Origin of the sequence: Phycicoccus sp. Root101 (genome assembly GCF_001426245.1) — a bacterium.
GTDB lineage: Bacteria > Actinomycetota > Actinomycetes > Actinomycetales > Dermatophilaceae > Pedococcus.
The window spans coordinates 247,984-268,649 of sequence record NZ_LMCM01000007.1 but is presented as its reverse complement, the minus strand read 5'-3'; the positions used below and the strand labels follow the sequence as shown (position 1 = coordinate 268,649).

General features: G+C 72.7%; 18 protein-coding genes. 9 read left to right on the top strand and 9 right to left on the bottom strand.

Going from position 1 to position 20,666, the window contains the following annotated elements:
- The 4 genes from iolC to iolD are packed head-to-tail and all read left to right on the top strand — an operon-like array spanning position 1 to position 4,785.
- Positions 1-1,056, top strand: a complete 1,056-nt coding sequence (gene iolC / locus ASC58_RS11965; RefSeq protein ID WP_056919439.1) for a 5-dehydro-2-deoxygluconokinase — start codon at positions 1-3, stop codon at positions 1,054-1,056.
- Positions 1,053-1,946 (top strand): class I fructose-bisphosphate aldolase, encoded by an 894-nt coding sequence (locus ASC58_RS11960; protein WP_056916134.1) that lies wholly within the window; start codon positions 1,053-1,055, stop codon positions 1,944-1,946. The genes iolC and ASC58_RS11960 overlap by 4 nt, the downstream gene beginning before the upstream one ends.
- The gene (iolB, locus tag ASC58_RS11955) at positions 1,943-2,848 is read left to right on the top strand and encodes a 5-deoxy-glucuronate isomerase (protein ID WP_056919438.1); all 906 of its coding nucleotides are present in this window, start codon (positions 1,943-1,945) and stop codon (positions 2,846-2,848) included. Before ASC58_RS11960 ends, iolB begins: the two co-directional genes overlap by 4 nt.
- Positions 2,845-4,785, top strand: coding sequence for a 3D-(3,5/4)-trihydroxycyclohexane-1,2-dione acylhydrolase (decyclizing) (gene iolD / locus ASC58_RS11950; protein ID WP_056919437.1), 1,941 nt, complete (start codon positions 2,845-2,847; stop codon positions 4,783-4,785). The genes iolB and iolD overlap by 4 nt, the downstream gene beginning before the upstream one ends.
- 3 nt (positions 4,786-4,788) lie before the next feature.
- On the opposite strand, the gene ASC58_RS11945 is transcribed toward iolD, so the two are convergent.
- Positions 4,789-5,517 (bottom strand): sulfite exporter TauE/SafE family protein, encoded by a 729-nt coding sequence (locus ASC58_RS11945; protein ID WP_056919436.1) that lies wholly within the window; start codon positions 5,515-5,517, stop codon positions 4,789-4,791.
- A 111-nt stretch (positions 5,518-5,628) separates the two neighbouring features.
- Here ASC58_RS11945 and ASC58_RS11940 point away from each other — a divergent pair, with 111 nt between their 5' ends.
- Positions 5,629-7,152, top strand: coding sequence for a gamma-glutamyltransferase (locus ASC58_RS11940; protein ID WP_056919435.1), 1,524 nt, complete (start codon positions 5,629-5,631; stop codon positions 7,150-7,152).
- Positions 7,153-7,268: 116 nt separating this feature from the next.
- On the opposite strand, the gene ASC58_RS11935 is transcribed toward ASC58_RS11940, so the two are convergent.
- The 4 genes from ASC58_RS11935 to ASC58_RS11920 are packed head-to-tail and all read right to left on the bottom strand — an operon-like array spanning position 7,269 to position 11,674.
- Positions 7,269-8,639 (bottom strand): MATE family efflux transporter, encoded by a 1,371-nt coding sequence (locus tag ASC58_RS11935; RefSeq protein ID WP_235529206.1) that lies wholly within the window; start codon positions 8,637-8,639, stop codon positions 7,269-7,271.
- Positions 8,640-8,644: 5 nt separating this feature from the next.
- Positions 8,645-9,067 (bottom strand): SgcJ/EcaC family oxidoreductase, encoded by a 423-nt coding sequence (locus tag ASC58_RS11930; RefSeq protein ID WP_056916139.1) that lies wholly within the window; start codon positions 9,065-9,067, stop codon positions 8,645-8,647.
- On the bottom strand, positions 9,064-10,086 hold the full coding sequence (gene speB / locus ASC58_RS11925; RefSeq protein ID WP_056916140.1) for an agmatinase: 1,023 nt from the start codon (positions 10,084-10,086) through the stop codon (positions 9,064-9,066). Before speB ends, ASC58_RS11930 begins: the two co-directional genes overlap by 4 nt.
- Positions 10,079-11,674, bottom strand: coding sequence for a cytosine permease (locus ASC58_RS11920; protein WP_082553235.1), 1,596 nt, complete (start codon positions 11,672-11,674; stop codon positions 10,079-10,081). Before ASC58_RS11920 ends, speB begins: the two co-directional genes overlap by 8 nt.
- A 98-nt stretch (positions 11,675-11,772) precedes the next feature.
- Here ASC58_RS11920 and ASC58_RS11915 point away from each other — a divergent pair, with 98 nt between their 5' ends.
- Positions 11,773-12,441, top strand: a complete 669-nt coding sequence (locus ASC58_RS11915) for a cyclase family protein (RefSeq protein ID WP_056919434.1) — start codon at positions 11,773-11,775, stop codon at positions 12,439-12,441.
- Positions 12,438-13,028, top strand: coding sequence for a helix-turn-helix domain-containing protein (locus ASC58_RS11910; protein WP_056919433.1), 591 nt, complete (start codon positions 12,438-12,440; stop codon positions 13,026-13,028). Before ASC58_RS11915 ends, ASC58_RS11910 begins: the two co-directional genes overlap by 4 nt.
- On the opposite strand, the gene ASC58_RS11905 is transcribed toward ASC58_RS11910, so the two are convergent.
- Entirely contained in the window at positions 13,025-13,666 is a 642-nt protein-coding gene (locus ASC58_RS11905) for a TetR/AcrR family transcriptional regulator (protein WP_056919432.1), read from the bottom strand. The genes ASC58_RS11910 and ASC58_RS11905 overlap by 4 nt on opposite strands.
- A gap of 140 nt (positions 13,667-13,806) precedes the next feature.
- Positions 13,807-16,341 (bottom strand): beta-glucosidase, encoded by a 2,535-nt coding sequence (locus tag ASC58_RS11900; protein ID WP_056919431.1) that lies wholly within the window; start codon positions 16,339-16,341, stop codon positions 13,807-13,809.
- Between the two features lie 126 nt (positions 16,342-16,467).
- On the opposite strand from ASC58_RS11900, the gene ASC58_RS11895 reads away from it, so the two are divergent.
- Both ASC58_RS11895 and ASC58_RS11890 read left to right on the top strand, forming a co-directional pair.
- Positions 16,468-17,268, top strand: a complete 801-nt coding sequence (locus ASC58_RS11895; RefSeq protein WP_056916145.1) for a PIG-L family deacetylase — start codon at positions 16,468-16,470, stop codon at positions 17,266-17,268.
- Positions 17,261-18,490 carry an MFS transporter gene (locus ASC58_RS11890; RefSeq protein WP_056919430.1) on the top strand — a complete coding sequence of 410 codons (1,230 nt, stop codon included), beginning with the start codon at positions 17,261-17,263 and terminating at the stop codon, positions 18,488-18,490. The genes ASC58_RS11895 and ASC58_RS11890 overlap by 8 nt, the downstream gene beginning before the upstream one ends.
- Here the strand turns inward: ASC58_RS11890 and ASC58_RS11885 are convergent.
- Entirely contained in the window at positions 18,459-19,151 is a 693-nt protein-coding gene (locus ASC58_RS11885; protein WP_056919429.1) for a DNA alkylation repair protein, read from the bottom strand. The genes ASC58_RS11890 and ASC58_RS11885 overlap by 32 nt on opposite strands.
- Entirely contained in the window at positions 19,148-20,665 is a 1,518-nt protein-coding gene (locus tag ASC58_RS11880; protein WP_082553234.1) for a DHA2 family efflux MFS transporter permease subunit, read from the bottom strand. Before ASC58_RS11880 ends, ASC58_RS11885 begins: the two co-directional genes overlap by 4 nt.
- Between the last annotated feature and the right edge of the window lies 1 nt (position 20,666).

Genomic DNA, 20,666 nt, shown 5'->3' with positions numbered 1-20,666 from the left:
ATGGCGGTGGACGGTCCGGTGACCGGTGGCGGCGGGGCCGACGCCGGTGACCACACGCCATACGACGTCGTGGCGGTGGGCCGCACGGGGGTGGACATCTATCCGCTGCAGCACGGCGTGGGGCTCGAGGACGTCGAGACGTTCCAGAAGTTCCTCGGTGGGAGTGCCACCAACGTCTCGGTGGCCGCGGCGCGGCACGGGCTGCGCACCGCCCTGCTGACCCGCACCGGCAGCGACCCGTTCGGGAGCTACATCCACCGGGCGCTGCGGGAGTTCGGAGTGGACGACAGGTTCGTCTCGGCCGTGAGCGGACCCCCGACCCCGGTGACGTTCTGCGAGGTGCACCCGCCGGACGACTTCCCGCTCTACTTCTACCGTTACCCGACGGCGCCCGACCTGATGATCCAGGCCGACGAGCTGCCCCTGCAGGCGATCCGGGACGCCCGCGTGTTCTGGGCGACGGTGACGGGGTTGTCGCAGGAGCCGAGCCGCGGGGCGCACTTCGCCGCCTGGGCCGCCCGCGGTCGACGCCGGCACACGGTCCTGGACCTCGACTACCGGCCGATGTTCTGGCCGCGGCCGGAGGAGGCCAGCGCCGAGGTGGCGCGCGCCCTCGACCACGTCACCGTGGCCGTCGGCAACCGCGAGGAGTGCGAGGTCGCCGTCGGGGAGACCGACCCGCAGCGCGCGGCGGACGCCCTGCTCGAGCGCGGTGTCGAGCTCGCCGTGGTGAAGCAGGGACCCAAGGGCGTCCTCGCGGCGACACGGGAGGAACGCGTCGAAGTGCCACCGTTCCCCGTCGAGGTGGTCAACGGGCTCGGTGCCGGGGACGCCTTCGGAGGCGCCCTGTGCCTCGGGCTGCTGGAGGGCTGGGACCTGCGACGGGTCCTGGAGTTCGCGAACGTCGCCGGTGCCGTGGTCGCGTCCAAGCTGGAGTGCTCCACGGCCATGCCCACGACGGCCGAGGTCGAGGCGCTCCTCGCGGGTGCGCGCTCCGCACCCGAACGTGCGAACTCCGGGCCCGGCACCCGTGCCGAAGCGGGGAGCCGGTCGTGACCAGGTCCCGGATCAACGTCGCCGACCTCACCGAGGTGAGGGCTCGCGAGCCGCACCGCATCGGTGAGGAGTGGGAGAACCGTCGCCTGCGCCAGGTCGTCCGCCGGGACGGCCGGATGCTGCTCGTCGCCGCCGACCACCCTGCGCGCGCCGCCCTCGGGGTGCGTGACCAGCCCCGGGCCATGGCCAGCCGGACGGACCTGCTCGAACGACTCGTCACCGCGTTGTCGCGACCCGGTGTCGACGGCGTCCTCGGCACGCCCGACATCCTCGACGACCTGCTCCTCCTCGGCGCCCTGGAGGGCAAGGTCGTCGTCGGCTCGATGAATCGCGGTGGCCTGCAAGGCTCCTCCTTCGAGCTGGACGACCGCTTCACCGCCTACCGCGCCAGCGACCTGGCCGCGCTCGGCCTCGACGGCGGCAAGATGCTCACGCGGATCGCGTTCGACGACCCGGGCACGGTGGCGACGCTGGAGTCCAGTGCCCGCGCGGTGACCGAGCTGGCCGAGCTGGGGCTGATGGCCATGGTGGAGCCGTTCCTGTCACAGCGCCGGGACGGTCGCGTCGTCAACCTCCTCGACCCCGACTCGGTGATCACGTCCATCCACGTCGCCTCGGCCCTGGGCGCGTCGAGCGCGCACACCTGGCTCAAGCTCCCGGTCGTCGACGACCTGCCGCGCGTCATGGACGCGACCACCCTGCCGACGCTGCTGCTGGGCGGCGACCCCGTCGGGGACCCCCACGACACGTACGCCGCGTGGGGCAGGGCCCTCGACCTGCCCCCGGTGCGCGGGCTCGTCGTCGGGCGCGCCCTGCTCTACCCCCCGGACGGCGACGTGGCCGCTGCCGTGGACATCGCCGCGGAGCTCGTCCACGGGGTGGGCCAGTGAACGACAACGCCCGCTGGGTGCACCCGCTCGGCACCATCGCGGACCGCGGCTGGGAGGTCGCCGTCGACGAGGCGGTCGACGGCTGGCAGCACACCGGTCTCTATGCCGGGCGGCTGGCTGCAGGGGAACGTCGCGAGTTCGCGCCCGACGAGTGGGAGCACGTGGTGGTCCCCCTGTCGGGAACGGTCACCGTCTCGTCGGAGCAGGACGAGGCGGTCCTCTCCGGCAGGGCCTCGGTCTTCGCCGGCCCCACCGACGTCGCCTACGTCGCCCGCGGCCGGGGCCTGACGGTCCTCGCCCACGACGGTCCCGCCCGGGTGGCGGTCTGTGCTGCGCGCGCGTCGGGAGAGCCGACCTCGTCGTTCCGGCACGTCCCGGCAACCGACGTTCCGGTCGAGCTCCGGGGAGCAGGCGCGGCGAGCCGCGAGGTGCGCAACTTCGGGATCCCCGGCGTCCTCGACGCCGACTCGATCATCGCGTGCGAGGTCATCACCCCGGCAGGCAACTGGAGCTCGTACCCGCCGCACAAGCACGACGAGGAGCGCGAGGGCGCCGAGACCGAGCTCGAGGAGATCTACTACTTCGAGGTGCAGGTGGCCGCCGGCTCCCCAGCTACCGAGAGCGCCGATCCTGTTGGCTACCAACGGGTCTACGGCACCGACGAGCGCCCGATCGACGTGCTCGCCGAGGTCCGGACCGGTGACGTCGTCCTTGTGCCCCACGGCTGGCACGGCCCGGCGATGGCGGCTCCCGGCTACGACCTCTACTACCTGAACGTCATGGCCGGACCCGGCGACGAGCGCGCCTGGCTGATCTGTGACGACCCGGCCCACGGCTGGGTGCGCCAGACCTGGGAAGGTCTGGACGTCGACCCGCGACTACCCCTGGGAGGGACCCGATGAGCGCCACCATCCGGCTGACCGTGGCCCAGGCCGTGGTGCGGTTCCTCGGCCAGCAGTGGAGCGAGCGTGACGGTGAGCGGCAGAAGCTGTTCGCCGGCTGCTTCGGGATCTTCGGGCACGGCAACGTCGCAGGGATCGGGCAGGCGCTCCTGCAGGGCGAGCTCGGGGACGACTCCGCCGAGCACGACCAGCACCTGCCCTACGTCCTGGCCCGCAACGAGCAGGCGATGGTGCACACGGCCGTCGGCTACGCCCGCCAGAAGGACCGGCTCCAGACCTGGGCCTGCACCGCCTCCGTCGGACCTGGCTCGACCAACATGCTCACGGGCGCGGCGCTGGCGACGATCAACCGGATCCCGGTGCTGCTGCTGCCGTCGGGCACCTTCGCGACACGGGTGTCGGCCCCGGTGCTGCAGGAGCTCGAGCAGCCGTATGCCGCGGACGTCACCGTCAACGACGCGTTCCGGCCCCTCTCGGCCTTCTTCGACCGGGTCAACCGTCCCGAACAGCTGCCGTCCGCGCTGCTCGCGGCCATGCGGGTGCTGACCGACCCCGCGGCGACCGGGGCGGTCACGATCGCCCTGCCGCAGGACGTCCAGGCCGAGGCGTTCGACTGGCCCGAGGAGCTCTTCGCCGAACGCGTCTGGCGGGTCGCCCGCCCCCTCCCCGAAGCGGTGGACGTCGCCGACGCGGTCGCGCTGATCCGTTCTGCGGCAAGGCCGTTGGTCGTCGCCGGCGGCGGCGTGCACTACTCGGGAGCGGAGGACGCGCTGCGCGCCTTCTGCGACGCCACCGGCATCCCCGTGGGAGAGACCCAGGCCGGGAAGGGTTCCCTCGTGCACGGGCACCTGCAGCTCATGGGTGCCATCGGGTCCACCGGGACGACGGCGGCCAACGCCCTTGCGGCAGAGGCCGACGTCGTCATCGGGATCGGCACCCGCTGGAGCGACTTCACCACGGCTTCGCGAACGGCGTTCCAGGACGAGGGAGTCCGGTTCGTCAACATCAACGTGGCACGGTTCGACGCCGGCAAGCAGTCCGGACTACCGGTGGTCGCCGACGCGCGTGAGGCCCTGACCGCCCTGACCGCAGCCCTGGACGGGTATGCCGTGGACGCCTCCTACCGCGAACGCCAGGCCACGCTCTGGCAGGCGTGGGACGAGCAGGTCTCCGCCGCATACGCCCCTCCGGCCGAGGTGACCGACGCCCTGGCGCCGGGGCTGCTCACCCAGTCCGAGGTCCTCGGTGTGGTCAACGAGCAGACCGACCCGCGCGACGTGGTGCTGTGCGCGGCCGGGTCCATGCCCGGCGACCTGCACAAGCTGTGGCGGGTGCGTGACCGCAAGGGCTACCACGTCGAGTACGGCTACTCCTGCATGGGCTACGAGGTACCTGCCTCCATCGGTATCCGACTGGCCGACCCGACCCGCGACGTCTTCGCCATGGTCGGCGACGGTGGCTACCTGATGATGCCGACCGAGCTGGTGACCGCGGTCCAGGAGCGCGTCAAGGTGGTCGTCGTGCTCGTGCAGAACCACGGCTTCCACTCCATCGGCTCACTGTCGGAGTCGCTCGGGTCCCAGCGGTACGGCACGAGCTACCGCTACCGGGACGAGGGCTCGGGACGGCTCGACGGTGCCCCGCTGCCCGTGGACCTCGCCGCGAACGCCCGTAGCCTGGGCGCCCACGTCATCGAGGTGCACTCGCGTGCCGAGCTCGAGCAGGCGGTCAAGGAGGCCAAGGCTGCCCCCGCGCACGGTGGCCCGGTCGTGATCCACGTCGAGACCGACCCCACCGTGCACTCACCCAGCAGCGAGAGCTGGTGGGACGTCCCGGTCAGCGCCGAGTCCGAGCTGGCCTCGACGCAGGAGGCCCACGCGGCATACGTGGAGCACAAGAAGCGGCAACGCCCCCTGGTCGGGCCGCAGGGGGAGTGAGGTTCAGCGCACGACGAGGGCGATCGCTGACACGACGGTCGCGGCCAGCACGGCCTGCTCGAACCTCGCCTGGCTGAGTCGTCGGGCGGTGTGCAGCCCCGCCCAGGTCCCGAGCAGGACGAACGGGATGAGCAGCGCCGTCCGCTGCAGCGTGCCGATGCTGAAGAGACCGAGCCCGGCGCTGAACGGGATCTTGCAGAGGTTGACCCCGAAGAAGAACAGCGCCCCCGTCCCGAGGAACCGGCTCTTCTCCACGCCGCGCGCCACGAGGTAGAGCGTCATCACCGAGCCGGCCGCGTTGGCCGTCATCGTCGTGAAGCCGGCCGCCAGGCCGGTGCCGAGCGCCGCGGGTCGCGAACGGGCGATGACGGAGGTGTCGGGCGAACGCCACTGGAGCAGGAGCTGCAGCGCCGCCATCGCGAGCAGCAGGACGCCGATGGACCGTCGCAGCACCGTGTCGTCGACCACCGCGAGGAAGGCCGCCCCGAGGGCCAGGCCCGGCAGCACGCTCGGGACCAGCCGGCGCAGCAGCGCCCAGTCCGCGTGCTGGCGGTACTTCCAGACGGCGACCACATCGCCGGTGATGAGCAGCAGCAGGATGGCGGCCGTCGACTCGCGGGCCGGCATGACGTTCGCGAAGATCGCGATGGCGATGCTCCCCAGGCCGCCGATCGAGGTCTTCGAGTAGCCGACCACGAGGGCCGCGACGACGAGCAGCAGCGCCTCGATCACCCTCGGACCCTAACGGGCGGCGCACGGGTCCCCGTCGACGCGTCCACGACGACCGGGCCGGGCCGTGGTCAGATCGCGCGTGGGGTGCGGCGGCGGGGCAGAATCGGGCGCATGGACAGGCGTGTGGCGGTCGCAGGCACCGGACCGGTGTCGGCCGAGGCGGGGGTGGCCGCCGTCCGCGCCGGCGGCAACGCCGTCGACGCCGCGATCGCCGCGATCGTCGCCGCCATGTCGACCGAGCCGGGGATCGTCTCGATGCTCGGTGGCGCGTTCGTGAGCATCTGGCCGGCCGGTGGCGAGCCCGAGGTCATCGACGGGAACGTCGAGATGCCCGGCCGCGGCCTGCCCACCGAGCGGTTCGGCACCGGCCTGCGCGAGATCTCCACCTCCTACGGCGGTGGCCTCACCCTCTACGCCGGCCACGGTTCCGTGGCGACGCCGGGGGCCTTCGCCGCCCTCGGTATGGCGCACGAGCGCCACGGGCGGGCGTGCTGGGCGGACGTCCTCGCACCGAGCGTGGCCACCGCCCGCGACGGGTACGCCATCGGTGGCGCGGCGGCGAGCTACCTCGCGATCACCGGGGACAGCGTCTTCGGCTGGGACGAGCACACCGCACCCCTGGTCAAGCGGGCTGACGGGTCTCCGTTCGCGGCAGGCGAGATCGTCACCAACCCCGACCTCGCCGCCACGCTGGAGCTGATCGGCGAGCGCGGTCCGTCCGACCTCTACACCGGGGAGCTGGCCGCACGGATCGCCGACGACAGCGCGGCGCGCGGTGGCCTCGTCACGGCAGCCGACCTCGCGGCCTACCGGGCCGTGGTCCGTGCGCCGCTGCGGATGCGGCTGGGTGACTGGGACGTCGCCACGAACCCACCACCGTCCGTCGGTGGCCCGATGCTCGCGGTGATGCTGCGCGAGCTGGGCGCCGACCGTTGGGACTGGGAGCAGGTCATCGACGTGCAGCGCCGGGTGCTCGCCTACCGACACTCGGTGCACGACCTGTCGACGGACCTCGAGGAGGACGGGTACGCGTTGCTCGACCTGGTCGAACGCCATGGGCTCGCCGGCCTGCCCACCTCCTCGTCGACCGCGAACGTCTCGGCCGTCGACAGCGACGGGACCGTCTGCGCGATCACGGCCTCGAGCGGATACGGTTCGGGCGCAACGGTTCCCGGCACGGGGATGATGCTCAACAACTGCCTCGGCGAACCCGAGCTCAACCGCCTGGGCCTGCACGCCCTCACCCCGGGCACGAGGCTCGCGTCCAACATGGCGCCTTCCGTGGCACGCTCGGGGGCCGGCGCGGCGCTGGCGATCGGCAGCCCGGGCGCCGACCGGATCACGACCGCGCTCATGCAGGTGCTCGGCCGGTACTGCCACCACGGCGACTCGCTCCAGGAGGCCATCGACGCCCCGCGCGCGCACGTCCGCATCCTCGACGACGGCAGCACCCGCGTCGACCACGAGGACGACGCCGCCATCAGTGCCGCCGTGCAGGCCATGGGGCTGCCCGCGTTCGCGCACGGTCCGCTCTCGATGTTCTTCGGTGGGGTGGGTGCGGCGGCCCGGGGTGCCGACGGCGACCTCGTCGCGGCCGGCGACCCCCGCCGCGAGGCCGCGACCCGCATCGGCTGACCGCTGCCCATCCGCCGCGGCAGCCCCGGTTCGAGGTATTCGGCGGCCCTATCCGGGTAGCCGAATACCTCGACCGGCGCAGGGGTATGGCGCCGGGCGCGGATCTGCGTCGATCCTCAGCGGGCCGCGCCGGTCACCATCCAGGCGTCGCTGCGGATCCGGTACCTGAAGAACACCGCGCGGATGGCCATGAACCCCGTGAACGCGACCCACAGCGCGCCCAGGGCGAACGGCACACCGCGTTGGAGCAGTCGGTCGCCGCCGAGGTGGACCGCCAGGATCAGCGGCAGGTAGAGCACCAGGGTCGCCACCATCGCCCGGGCCAGCCACCGACCGTCGCCGGCGCCGATGAGGACCCCGTCGATGACGAACACGTACCCGGACAGGGGCTGGCCGATCGCGACGACGACCAGGGCTGCGGCGAGGGCCGAGCGGACCGCAGGGTCCGACGTGAAGGCAGCCGGCACGACGGTGTGCACGCACAGCAGGGCGACCCCGAGGACCACTCCACCCCAGACGCCCCACCGGATCATGGTCGAGGTCGCGGCCCGCGCGCCTCGGACGTCACCCGCTCCGAGGGCCTTCCCCGTCAGCGCCTGTGCGGCGATCGCGAGGGCGTCGAGGGCGAACACGAGGAACGACCAGACGGTCGCAGCGACCTGGTGGGCGGCCAGGGGGACGTCGCCGAGACCGGCTGCCACCCACGTCGTCACGAGCAGGATGGAACGCAGCGCCAGGGTGCGCACCAGCAATGGCACCCCGGTCACGGCGGCCCGCAGCACCCGACCGGGATGGGCGTGCAGCCCGGCCCCGGCACGACGCGCGTGGCGCACCATCACGGTGACCAGGCCCAGCGCCATACCGGTCTGGGCGAGGACGGTGCCCCACGCGGACCCGGCGATGCCCCAGCCGAACCCGTAGACGAACAGCAGGTTGAGCGCGATGTTGACGCTGAATCCCACCGCCGAGGCCACCAGGGGGGTCCTGGTGTCCTGCAGCCCGCGGAGGACACCGGTCGCAGCGAGGGCGACGAGCATCGCCGGGATGCCCAGGGCCGAGATGCGCAGGTACGTGGTGGCGAAACCCACGGCCGCGTCGGAGGCGCCGAAGAGCCGGCACAGGGGTTCGGCCCCCAGCGCCACGGCGACCGACGTCAGCGCACCGAGGCCGACGGCGAGCCAGGTGCCGTCGATCCCGGCCTCCAGCGCGCCCCGCTCGCTGCCCGCACCGAGCTGGCGCGCGACGATCGAGGTGGTGCCGTAGGCGAGGAACACGAACAGGTTCGCCGCGGTCAGCAGGGTCGCGCTGGCGACCCCGAGGCCGGCCAGCTGCGCCGTGCCTAGGTGCCCGATGATCGCCGAGTCGGCGAGCAGGAACATGGGTTCGGCGACGAGCGCGAGGAACGCCGGGACGGCCAGGCGCAGGATCTCGCGGCCCTGGGCGGGGTCGCCGACGCTCCCTCCCGAGGCCGCGCGATCCCTGCTCACCCGGCCTATTGGACCAAAGGCACGGGGGAGAGGTGTTCGTGGACCGCCATCCAGACCTCGTCGCGCCGCGTGAACACGATGGTCTCGCGCTCGGCCAGCTCCTCGCGGCCGCCGCCGACCTCGAGCACGGTGGCCACGTCGTGGGCGAAGACCGCGGCATCGGCGCCCAGCACCTGCACGACCGGGTTCGTCGAGGCGCAGGACACGACCGTGAACCCGTCCTCGGTGACCCACTGCTCCCAGAGGGCCTCGTACGCCGCGCGCGACCCGAGCCGCTGCGGCGTCGTGTGGAAGACGAATGTCGCGTCGGGCGCGAAGCACGCGAAGTATGCGGCGCTGTCGCCGCTGGCGAACGCCCGCACCAGGGCGTCGGCCGCCGCGAGGACCTCGCGCTCGACCTCCTGCGCGAGTCCGGGGGTGGTGCTCATCGGGCGGGCCCTTCGTCGGTGCTTGAGGTGGTGGGTGTCGTCCGGGGAGCCATGGCGCTGAGCAGCTCGTAGGCGACGTGCGACGCGGCGATGCCGGTGACCTCGGCGTGGTCGTAGGCGGGGGCGACCTCGACGACATCGGCACCGACGAGGTTGAGCCCGGAGAAGCTGCGCAGGATGGCGAGCAGCTCGCGCCCGGTGAGGCCACCGGTCTCCGGGGTGCCGGTGCCCGGGGCGAACCCCGGGTCGAGGACGTCGATGTCGATGGAGGCGTAGACGGGCCGGTCCCCGACCCGGTCGCGGATGCGCTCGATGACGCCCCGGGCGCCGAGGTCGTCCATCTCGACGCTGGGCACGATCGCGAAGCCGAGGGTGGCGTCGTCGTCGAGGTCCTGGGCGGAGTACAGCGGCCCTCGTGAGCCCACGTGCAGGCAGGCCTCCTTGTCGAGCAGGCCCTCCTCGGACGCCCGGCGGAACGGTGTCCCGTGGGTGTAGCGGGCGCCGAAGTAGGTGTCCCAGGTGTCGAGGTGGGCGTCGAAGTGCACCACGGCGATCGGGCCGTGGGCTGCCGCGTGCGCACGCAGCAGCGGCAGCGTGATCGTGTGGTCGCCCCCGAGGGTGAGCACCCGTCCGGCCCGCTCCAGGACCGACCTGGCGCCGGCCTCGATCGTGTCGACGGCCTCCTCGATCGAGAACGGGTTGACCCCGAGGTCGCCGGCGTCGACCACCTGCTGGGCCGCGAACGGGGAGACGTCCTGGGCCGGGTTGTAGGGCCGCAGCAGCCGCGAGGACTCACGGATGTGCGCCGGGCCGAAGCGCGCCCCCGGCCGGTAGGACACCCCCGCGTCGAACGGGACACCGAGCACCGCGACGTCGACGTCGGACACCTCGTCGATGCGGGGGAGCCGCGCGAAGGTCGCCGGGCCGGCGAACCGCGGGACCACCGTGGCGTCGACCTGGCCGACCCGGCCGCCGTCGGTGATCCGGGGGAGGGCCTGCTGGTGGGACTGGTCAGCCATCGACGCGGGCCTCCAGCTCGGCCGCGACGGACTCGTCCATGGTGTGGCCGCGACGGGCCTTGCGGTGCTGAGAGGCGGACTCGTCGGCGACCACCGGCGGCTCGGCACCCTCGGCAGCGGGGACCCAGCGCGGACCCTGCGGGCCGAAGACGTAGCGGGGTTCCGGCACGACATACAGGAGGACGACGTAGATCACGGCGGCCACACCGATCGCGACCGGGAGGCTGATGTCGATCCCACCCCCGACGGCGTTGCGGAACGGGCCCTCGATCAGCGGCGGGTAGTTGGCGAACATCAGGCCGGCGACCGCGCCCGGGATCCACGCGACCATGCCACGCCAGTTCACCCCGCCGTGGAACCAGTAGGCGCCACCACGCATGCCGAGGTTGAACACCTGGACGTCGGCGGGCCGGTAGTGGCCACGGCGCACGACGAACCCGATCGTCATGATGACCATCCACGGCGTCGTGCAGATGACGATCGCGCCGATGAAGGCGTTGACGCTGGCGATGAGGTCGAAGGCCAGGCGCCCCACGAGGATGAAGACGAACGCGATCACGCCGATGAACAGCGACGCCTGCACCCGGCTCAGCCGCGGGAAGACCGACGAGAAGTCCAGGCCCGTGCCGTACAGCGAGGTGACGCCGGTCGAGAGCCCACCGAGGAACGCGACCACCATGAGGAGCACGGCGTACCAGATCGGGGAGATCTTGATCAGCGCCACGATGTAGTCGGTCTCGCCGGCCACGAGGGTCGCGGTCGCGACACCGAAGATGAAGGGGATGAGGGTCATCAGCTGCGCGCCGAACGTGGCTCCCAGCAACGACTTGCGTGACGTCGCCGCCGGTATGTAGCGCGACCAGTCCCCGAGGAACGCCCCGAACGACACGGGGTTGCCCATGACGATCAGCGCGGACAGGACGAAGGTCGGCCAGAACGAGCCGAGGGCGTAGGCGCTCGGGCCGGGGTCGAACGACGGGTCGAACACCGAGGCGTACGCAAAGACCGCCAGGAGGATCAGCACCGTGTTGCCGACGACCACGATCTTGTTGACCAGCAACATGAACTGGAACCCGTAGACGACGACCACGATGACGATCGCGCCGAGGATCGCGTAGACCGTGCCGCGCAGGAGGTCCGAGTCGGGGACGCCGAAGAGCCGTCCCAGGGCGCCGACGAGCGCGTCGCCGCTGACCCACACCGAGATCGAGTAGAACGCGATGGCGGTGAGCAGCGACAGGAACGAGCCGACGATCCGGCCGCGCACGCCGAAGTGGGCGCCGGAGGAGACGGCGTTGTTCGTGCCGGTCAGCGGCCCGAACAGGCCCATCGGCATGAGGAACAGGGCGCCGACCACGACGCCGGCGAGAGTGGCTGCGACCGCCTGCCAGAAGGACAGGCCGAGGGCGATCGGGAAGGTGCCGAGCAGGACGGTGGCGAAGGTGTTGGCACCGCCGAACTGGATCCGGAACAGGTCGAGCGGGCGCGAGGTGCGGTCGGCGTCGGGGATCGTGTCGATCCCGTGCTGCTCGACGTCGGTGACCTTCGGACGCGGTGTGGGTGCGGTGGGGGCGTTCGTGGTGCTCATGCGGCGATCCCTTCCAGGACTCCGGGGTGCTCCCGAGGGGTGGGGCATCGGCGGGAACGCTAGCGCCGGGGTTTACTGCAATGCAATAGTTGTTCACCATGAGAGTTCTCCGGATCGTCGACCTGTCGGTGCCCGTCGGTCCCGGGACGGTGATCTACCCCGGTGACCCGGAGCCGGCCCTGACCGTGCACAGCACGATCGAGCGCGACGGCTTCAACCTGCTCGACGTCCACCTCGGGTCGCAGACCGGCACCCACGTCGACGCGCCGTACCACTTCGAGGAGAAGGGCCTGCGCATCGACGAGCTCGACCTCACCCTCTTCGCCGGCCCCGGGGTCGTCGTCGACGCCACCGGTGTCGGTCCGCGCGGGGTCGTGACGTGGGACCACGTCGCGCCGGTGGCCGACCTCATCCGACCGGGCTCGATCGTGCTCCTGCACACGGGCTGGGACGAGCACTACGGCACGCCGCAGTACTTCGAGAACCCCTACCTCGACGCCGACGCCTGCCGCCGGCTGCTCGACCTCGGGGTGCGCACCATCGGGCTCGACGCCCTCAACCTCGACGAGACCCCGGACGACGAGCACCCGGGCGTGGGGTTCCCCTGCCACCACCTCATCGCCGACCTCGGCGGCGTGATCATCGAGAACCTCCGCGGCCTCGGCGACATCGACTTCGACGACCCGTTCGTCTCCGTGCTGCCGATCCGGCTCGAGGCAGCCGACGGGGCACCGGTCAGGGCGGTTGCTGTAGAACTGGCGCCATGACGACTCGGACGCCGGTGTCCCGCGCTCCCCGCGAGCGACCGGACACCCAGGTCCGCATCGGCGCGCGGCTGCGCGCGGCCCGTCAGGCGCGCAGCCTCACCATCGCCCAGGTCGCCGAGTCGGCCGGGCTGACCAAGGGGTTCGTCAGCCGGTTGGAACGCGACGACGTCTCGCCGTCGGTCGCGTCCCTCGTCACCGTGTGCGACGTCCTGGGCCTGCGCGTCGGCGAGCTGTTCGACCCGCCGGAGTCCGCGGTGATCCGGGCGGGGCAGGGGCGCCCGATCAACTTCGGTGGCACCGGTGCCCACGAGGAGCTCATCACACCCGGCACCCAGCAGGCGCTCGAGATCATCCACGCCCGGATCGACCCCGGCGGCAACGGTGGCGCCGACCTCTACACGCTCGACTGCGAGGTCGAGTGCGCGTACGTCGTCGCCGGCCACCTCACCGTCGTCCTCGAGACCGGCGAGGAGGACCTCGGCCCGGGCGACACGATGACCTTCCCGGGCAGGGCGCCGCACACCTGGCGCAACGCCTCGGCCGAGGATGCCTGCGAGGTCCTCTGGGTCCTCGCCCCTGCGCCCTAGCGGGCCCAGCGGTGCCGGACGGTCTCGACCCAGCCCGCGAAGTCGGCGGCCATGTCCACCTCGTCCGGGCGCATCAACCACTGCAGCTGCAGGCCGTCCATCAGGGCCACCGCCTGACGGGCGAGCTGCTCCGCAGGGATGTCCTCGTCGGCCGCGCCGTCGTGCGCCGCTTCGCGCAGGGCGTGGGCGAGCGCCTCGACCGCGGCGCCGTGGTGCGCGCCGAGCCAGCCGTGACCGGGGTGCGCGGGGTCCACCGCCTCGCCGGCCAGGCTGGTGAACAACCGCACGAACCCCTCGCGCTCGCTGTTCAGCCCGACGAGGGTGACCATGTCGTCCCACACCTGCCAGCCGCGCGGCGGACGGTCGTGCGTAGCGGCGAGCGTCTCCAGGTCGCGCAGGTCGCGCTGCTCCAGGACCGCTGCGAGCAGCTCCTCCTTCGCGGGGAAGTGGTGCAGCAGCCCGGTCTGGCTCAACCCGGCTGCTTCGGCGATGCTCGTCATCGGCGTCGCGTGGAACCCGCGCTCGGCGAACAGCTCTGCCGCTGCCGCCACGATGCGCTCGCGGGTCTGCCCGGTGTCGGTGCCCCGCGGACGGCCCCGGCCGCGGCGGGGGGCGGCCCGGTCCGACGTGGCTGACATGCCCCCGACTGTATGCCGTGTGCTCACCCGCTCCTCCTCCTTCCCTTGCTCCTGAGCACCGCCCACCACCCACCGCCGGGTCGATGTGTCCGCGCCGGGGAATCCCGGCGTGTCCACATCGACCCGGCGGCTGGCGGCCGTCAGGCCAGGGGCAGCTCGGCCTGCACGTCGCCGAGACCGCGCGCGACGAGGAGGGTGCCGCCGCTGAGCGGCTCGCCCCAGGCGTTCGTCGACTCGTCCCAGCGGCGCCACAGCCGGGCGTCGGTGCCGACCGTGACGGTGGCCTCCGCCCCGGCGGCGACCTGCACCGGCGCGAACCCGACGAGGCGCACCGGCTGGTCGTCGGTGTCGGGACGCAGGTAGACCTGAACCACCTCGCGGGAGTCGTGGACCGAGCCGTTCGCCACCGTCACCTCGACGGAGGGAGCGGCCCCGGACCCGCCGTCGACCAGGCGGGCGGACGGGTAGGTCCACGCGCCATACCCGTCGCCGGCGCCGAGCCAGTGGGCCGGGGCAGGGGCGTGGCCGGCGGCGAACCCGCGGTAGCCGACGAAGGTGCCGTCGGTGTACTCCAGGGTCAGTCCGTCGGGGACGACCTCCCACGCCGGGGCCGCCTCGTCGGCGGCCGGCCAGGAGGTGACCAGGCGACCGGCGGGCTCGCGCACCCCGAGCAGGGCGTCGGCGACCGCGTGACCACCCTCCTGCCCGGGCAGGCCGACGACCAGCACGGCGTCGACCTCGTCGAACCACGGCATGAGGACCGGCGTGGAGGCGTTGACGACGACGACGGTCCGCCGGGCGGCAGCGGCGACGGCGGAGACCATCGCGTCCTGCTCGCCGGGCAGGGCGAGGGTCGACTTGTCGGTCGCCTCGGTCTCCTGCTCCTCGGTGAGGCCGACGACCACGACGGCCAGGTCGGCATCGGCTGCCGCGGTGGTGGCGGACTCGAGCACCTCGGACGCGTCGGCCGGGACCGGCGAGACGACCAGGCCCTTCATCCCCATGCCCGAGGCGATGATGTGGGACAGGGTGCTGAGCTTGCCGTCCGGGCCGGGCTGCGGCTCGGACCGCACGACCGTCACCGTGGCCGTGACGAGCGCGCCCTCGCGCGAACCCTCGTCATCCACGGTCGTGGTCGCGTCGGTGTCGACGGTCCACACCGGCGGCTTGAGCATCGACTCGCCGGGGTCGAACCCCTCGGCGACCAGGTCCACGGAGCCGACCCGCTCACCGTCGAGGTCGACCGTCCAGGTGCCGCTGCCGAGGACCCCGAGGCGCACCGGACCCGAACCCGTCAGCCGGGCTGTCAGCACGACCTTGTCGGTGGGGCGGGGCAGGACGTCGTCCCAGCCCGTGACGACGGACGAGACGCTGCTGTGCTCGCTCGACATGACGACCCCGTCGGCGTCGAGGTAGGCGACCCGCAGACCGGGCTGGCCGGTCTCGGGGTCGGTGATGGCGTTCGCCTCGGCGACCACGGCGCGGTCGCGCACCTCGACCCCGTCGACGACCGTCAGGCGGTCGCCGATCGCGGCCTCGAGGCCGTCGGCGATGGACACCTGGTACGGCGGGTTGACCGTCGCCGAACCGCCGCCCATGCAGATGGTGTCGACGCCGTGCCGGCCGATGAGGGCGACGGATCCCGTTGCTGCGAGCGGCAGGACGCCGTCCTCGTTGCGCAGCACGACCATGCCGTCGGTCGCCAGCCGGCGTAGCTGCTCACGCCGTGCGGGCGCGTCCGGGGCCAGGGACTCGGCCGGCCACACCCGCCGCTCGTCCGGCGACCCGAGGGCTCCGACGCGCTCGGCGAGGCGCAGCAGGCGCACGACGTGCGCGTCGATGACGGACTCGTCGACGGCGCCGGACTCGACGTCGGCGACCAGCGCCTCGCCCCAGGGGCCGTCGGGACCGGGCATGACGAGGTCGAGCCCGCCCAGCGCCGCAGGCGCGGAGGTCTTCGTGGCGAACCAGTCGGACATGAGCAGCCCGTCCCAGCCCCACTCGCCCTTGACGACGGCGTTGTTGACGTGGTCCTGCTCGGTGGCGGCGACTCCGTTGACGTCGTTGTAGGCCGCCATGATCGACCAGGCGTCGGCGTCCTGGACCGCGATCTCGAACGGCAGCAGGTAGACCTCGCGCAGGGCCGTCTCGCTGACGACGGAGTTCATGTAGTTGCGCAGGGTCTCGGACTCGTTGGCCACGAGGTGCTTGAGGCACGCGCCGATCCCACGCCCCTGCATACCGCGCACGTAGGCGGCCGCGAGCCTGCCGGTGAGCAGCGGGTCCTCGGAGTAGGCCTCGAAGAGGCGTCCGCCGAGCGGGGTCCGGTGCAGGTTGATCGTCGGCCCGAGGACGACGTGGATCTGCTGGCGCTCCGCCTCCTCGGCGAGCATCTCGCCCACCTCGTGCGCCGTCTCCTCGCTCCACGCACTGGCGAGGACCGTGGCGCTCGGGAAGAGGGCGACGTGGTCGCCACCGGTGAACTTCAGCCCGCGCACCCCGGTCGGCCCGTCGGAGAACGCCATCGGGGCCAGCCCGATCGACTCCTCACCGTGCAGGGTGAACGACGTGGCGCCGGTGAGCAGGCGCACCTTGGTGGCCAGGTCGAGCCGGCCCACGAGCTCGAGGTATGCCGCGTCGTCGCGGCCCGTGCTGGGGGCGGAGGTGGTGGTCATGGGTGGTCACTCTTCCTTGAGCGCTCGGCCAAATAGTTGCATTTAACTATTTCACGGGATCGGCGCGCTGTCGAGAGGTGGTCGCGAACGTCCGTGGATGTCGGTCCCGGAGGGCAGGATGGTCCCGTGCCGACGATCGTGTTCCTCCACGCCCACCCCGACGACGAGGCGTCCCAGACCTCGGGAGCCATGGCCCGTGCGAGCGCGGAGGGCAGTCGCGTCGTCGCGGTCTTCGCGACCGGGGGTGAGCACGGCGAGCTGCCGAAGGCGGGACTGCCCGACGGCGAGACGCTCACCGACTGGCGCCGCCGCGAGGCCGAGGCGTCGGCTGCGGTCCTCGGCGTGCAGCGGGTCGCCTGGCTGGGCTACCGCGACTCCGGCATGACCGGCTGGGAGCAGAACACCCACGACGGTGCGTTCCACTCCGCCGACCTCGACGAGGCTGCCGGACGGCTGGCCGCCATCCTCGACGAGGAGGGCGCCGACATCCTCGTCGGCTACGACTGGCACGGCGGCTACGGCCACCCCGACCACGTCCGCGTCCACGCCGTCGTCCACCGCGCCGCCGAGCTCGCGGCCAGCAGGCCGCGTCTGCTCGAGTCCACGATGAACCGTGACCAGATGCGCTCCTTCCACCAGGCCGCCGTCGCCGCCGGTCAGGGCGACAAGAGCTTCGACCCGGACAGCGACATGGACGACGGCAACCCGCTCGGCACCCCCGAGGCCGAGATCCACTGGCGCGTCGACGTGACCGACTTCCTCGCCGAGCGGCGGGCCGCGCTCGAGGCGCACGCCAGCCAGGCGACCGACATCGAGGGCATGCTCGGCATGCCCGAGGAGTACTTCCTGGCCTTCTTCGGGTTCGAGCACTACATCGAGCCGGGGCGTGAGCCCGGTATGCAGCCGGGCTGGCCCTTCGGTGGCTGACCCGCGCCACCGCGTGGGTCCGGCCCAGCTGCTCGCCCGCCCGCACGTCTCGCGCCTGCTCTTCTCCGCCCTGGCCGGACGGCTGCCCACCGGCATGGTGCCGCTGGCCCTCGTCCTGTTCACCCGCGAGAGCGGCGCCGACTTCGCCCGGGCTGGGCTGCTCACCGCCGCCTACTCGCTCGGCGCCTGCGTCGGAGGTCCCGTGCTGTCGCGCGTGATGGACGTGCGAGGGCAGCGCGGCACCCTCGTGCTCGGCGGCGTCCTCTCGTCGGTGGCGCTTGCGGCGGTGCCGTTCGCTCCAGGCTCGCTCGGCCTCCTGGTCGCCCTCGCGGCCGGCCTGACGACCCCGCCGCTCGAACCGGCGCTGCGCACCCTGTGGCCCTCGGTGCTCCCCGCCCGTGAGGTGCCGGCGGCCTTCGCCGTCGATGCCGCCGCCCAGGAGCTCGTGTTCGTCCTGGGCCCGCTCGTCGTCCTGCTCGCCCAGGGGTTCGGTGCCGGCGGTGGGTTGCTCGCCGCGGCCGTGGTCGGTGTCGCCGGCACCGTGTGGTTCACCGCGTCCCGGGTCTCCCGCGAGTGGGTCCCGGTCCGCGAGGAGCGGCACTGGCTGGGGCCGCTGCGGTCGCCACGGTTGTGCGTCCTCTACGTCGCGGTGCTCCTCGTCGGTCTCACCATCGGTGTCCCCGCCGTCGCGCTCGTCGCCTACGCCGAGTCGGTCTCGGCGCCCGGCTGGGCGTCGTGGCTGGTCGCGGCGAACGCCCTCGGCGCCCTCGCCGGCGGCCTCGCCTACAGCGGCCAGGCCCCGCGCCGAGATCCGTTGCGGGACCTCCCGCTCGGGCTGCTCACCCTCGTCGTGACGTATGCCGCCCTGGCCTGGACGCCCGGGGAGCCGCCGGTGATGGCGGTGCTCGCCGTCCTCAGCGGACTGGGTCTGCCCCTCACCCTCACCTGCGTCTTCCAGGTCGTCGACCGGCTCGCCCCGGCCGGTACGACGACCGAGGCGTTCGCGTGGTTGATCAGTGCGTTCCTGGCGGGCAGCTCGGTCGGTGCGTTCGCCGCCGGAGCGCTCTCGGACGGCGGATCGATCGGCGCCGCCTTCCTCGTCGCGGCCGCCGCGTCCCTGGCCGCCCTCGCGGTGGCGGTCCCGCTCCTGCGGGGTGTGGCCGCAGACCCGGGAGCCCGGGCCGCGTCGGTCAGAGGTGCTTCAGGGCCTCACGACGGCTGAGACCGGACAGGCGCGCGCCGTACTCGTCGACCACGGTCCGCACCCAGTCCGGGTCCGTGCGCGCGTGCTGGCGCAGTGCCCAGCCGATCGCCTTGCGGAGCCAGAAGCTGGTGTCGTCGAGGTTGGCCTCGATCACCGCACGCAGCAGGCCGAGGTCGGTCTTCTCCCGGAACGTCAACTGGCTGATGACCGCGGTGCGGCGCAGCCACAGGTCGTCGTCCTGCGACCAGTCCAGGACCACCGGGGTGACCTCCTCGCGGTGGGACAGCAGGATCGGCCCGACCCGCTGGCTGGCGACCTCGTCGACGTGGTCCCACCAGGCGCCCGTGGTGACGAGGTGGCGGTAGAGCTCGAGGGTGTCCGGGTCCTGCCACCGGCGATAGGCGCGGTGCCCGGTGAGGGCCGTCGCGGCATACCGCTCCTCGCGGTGGGTGGCGCCGTCCCAGAGCTCGCGGACCGCGGCCTCCCAATCCCTCCGGTCGGGGAGCTGGAGGGCCGGGTCGGCGAGCAGGGGACGCAGCAGGGCCTTGAGCTCCGGCGCGGTGATGCCGCGGTAGGGCATCGCCGACTTCATGTAGGCCTGCTGCGCGGCGGCGCGGTCGGGGTCACCCGCCCGGGCGAGCTCCGACCGCACCGCCGCAACGACGGGGGCGGTGGTCACCGCTCCACGGTAGGGGCGACCTCGGACAGCTCGGGGGAGTGGGCGTCGCCGCCCCCGTGGACCTCGGTGGCGGGGGTGCGGACGAAGAACGCGATGACGACCGCGACCACCGCGAGCACGGCCCCGACACCGAACCCCCACTGCGCGCCGGTGGCCAGGGCCGTCGTCCCGGAGGCGCCGTCGGCAGCCGCGGCGGCGGTGCGGCCGGCCATCACGCTGATGACCACCGCGGTGCCGGCAGCCGCGGCGACCTGCTGGAGCGAGCCCAGCACCGCGCTGCCGTGGGCGTACAGGTGCGGCGGGAGGACCGACAGCCCCGAGGTGAACACCGGCGTGAAGATCATCGCCAGGGCCGCGCTCAGCACCACGTGGTCCGCGAGCACGAGGACGGCGGGGGTGTCGACACCGACCTGCGTCAACGCCACGAGGCAGAGCGCCATGACGACGGTGCCGGGGACGACGAGACGCGTTGCGCCGTAACGGTCGTAGGCCCGACCGACCACCGGACCGAGCAGGCCCATCGTCAGCCCGCCGGGCATGAGGAGCAGGCCGGTGGTCAGCGTCGAGAGGCCCTTGACGTCCTGGAGGTAGAGCGGCAGCAGGATCATCGCGCCCATGAGGGCCATGAAGGACACGCACATCAGGCCGAGGGCGATGGCGAACGGGGCGAAGGTCAGTGTGCGCAGGTCGAGCAGCGGCCCCGGGCCCCGCTGCAGGCGGACCTGGCGTCGGGCGAACGCGGCCAGGGAGACGACGCCGATCGCCGTGGTGAGCGCGGGCGGGATCGCCGCGGTGCTGTGCGACCCCTCGCCGAGGCCACTCAGGCCGTAGACCAGGGCGCCGAAGCCCACCGCGGACAGGGCCACGCTCAGGCCGTCGATGCGGGACGGCTGCGGCTCGGCGATGTTGACGAGCTCGCGCAGCCCGAGGACGGTGATGAGGCCGGCGACCGGCAGGACGACGGCGAAGATGAGCCGCCACGACCCGAGCTGCAGCAGGACGCCCGACACGGCCGGGCCGAGGGCCGGCGCGACCGACATGACGAGGGTGACGTTGCCCATGACCTTGCCGCGGTCCTGGGGGGCCACGAGGGTCAGCATCGTCGTCATGAGCAGCGGCATCATCACGGCGGTGCCGCTGGCCTGGATCACCCTGGCGCCCAACAGGATCGAGAACGTCGGTGCCACCGTGGCGAGCGCGGTCCCGGTGAGGAACAGGCCCATCGCCAGCGTGTAGGCGCTGCGCGTGGTGACCCGCTGGAGGAACCAGCCGGTGACCGGGATGACGACGGCCATGGTCAGCATGAACGCCGTGGACAACCACTGCGCGCTCGTCGCCGGGACCGCGAAGTCGCGCATCAGGCGGGGGATCGCGTTGACCATGATCGTCTCGTTGAGGATGACGATGAACGTCGCGAGCACGAGGATCCGCAGGACCGCGGTGGTGTTGACGGCTGGTCGGCCGCCGGGCTCGACGGTGGTGTCCGGGCCGCTCAGGGCGGTGGCTTCAGTCATG

Coding starts and splice junctions, on each gene's coding strand:
- ASC58_RS11910 (WP_056919433.1), top strand. CDS start 12,438: ATGACGACTCGGACGCCGGTGTCCCGCGCTCCCCGCGAGCGACCGGAC.
- ASC58_RS11900 (WP_056919431.1), bottom strand. CDS start 16,341: ATGACCACCACCTCCGCCCCCAGCACGGGCCGCGACGACGCGGCATAC.
- ASC58_RS11940 (WP_056919435.1), top strand. CDS start 5,629: ATGGACAGGCGTGTGGCGGTCGCAGGCACCGGACCGGTGTCGGCCGAG.
- speB (WP_056916140.1), bottom strand. CDS start 10,086: ATGGCTGACCAGTCCCACCAGCAGGCCCTCCCCCGGATCACCGACGGC.
- iolD (WP_056919437.1), top strand. CDS start 2,845: ATGAGCGCCACCATCCGGCTGACCGTGGCCCAGGCCGTGGTGCGGTTC.
- ASC58_RS11880 (WP_082553234.1), bottom strand. CDS start 20,665: ATGACTGAAGCCACCGCCCTGAGCGGCCCGGACACCACCGTCGAGCCC.
- ASC58_RS11905 (WP_056919432.1), bottom strand. CDS start 13,666: ATGTCAGCCACGTCGGACCGGGCCGCCCCCCGCCGCGGCCGGGGCCGT.
- ASC58_RS11930 (WP_056916139.1), bottom strand. CDS start 9,067: ATGAGCACCACCCCCGGACTCGCGCAGGAGGTCGAGCGCGAGGTCCTC.
- ASC58_RS11915 (WP_056919434.1), top strand. CDS start 11,773: ATGAGAGTTCTCCGGATCGTCGACCTGTCGGTGCCCGTCGGTCCCGGG.
- iolC (WP_056919439.1), top strand. CDS start 1: ATGGCGGTGGACGGTCCGGTGACCGGTGGCGGCGGGGCCGACGCCGGT.
- ASC58_RS11920 (WP_082553235.1), bottom strand. CDS start 11,674: ATGAGCACCACGAACGCCCCCACCGCACCCACACCGCGTCCGAAGGTC.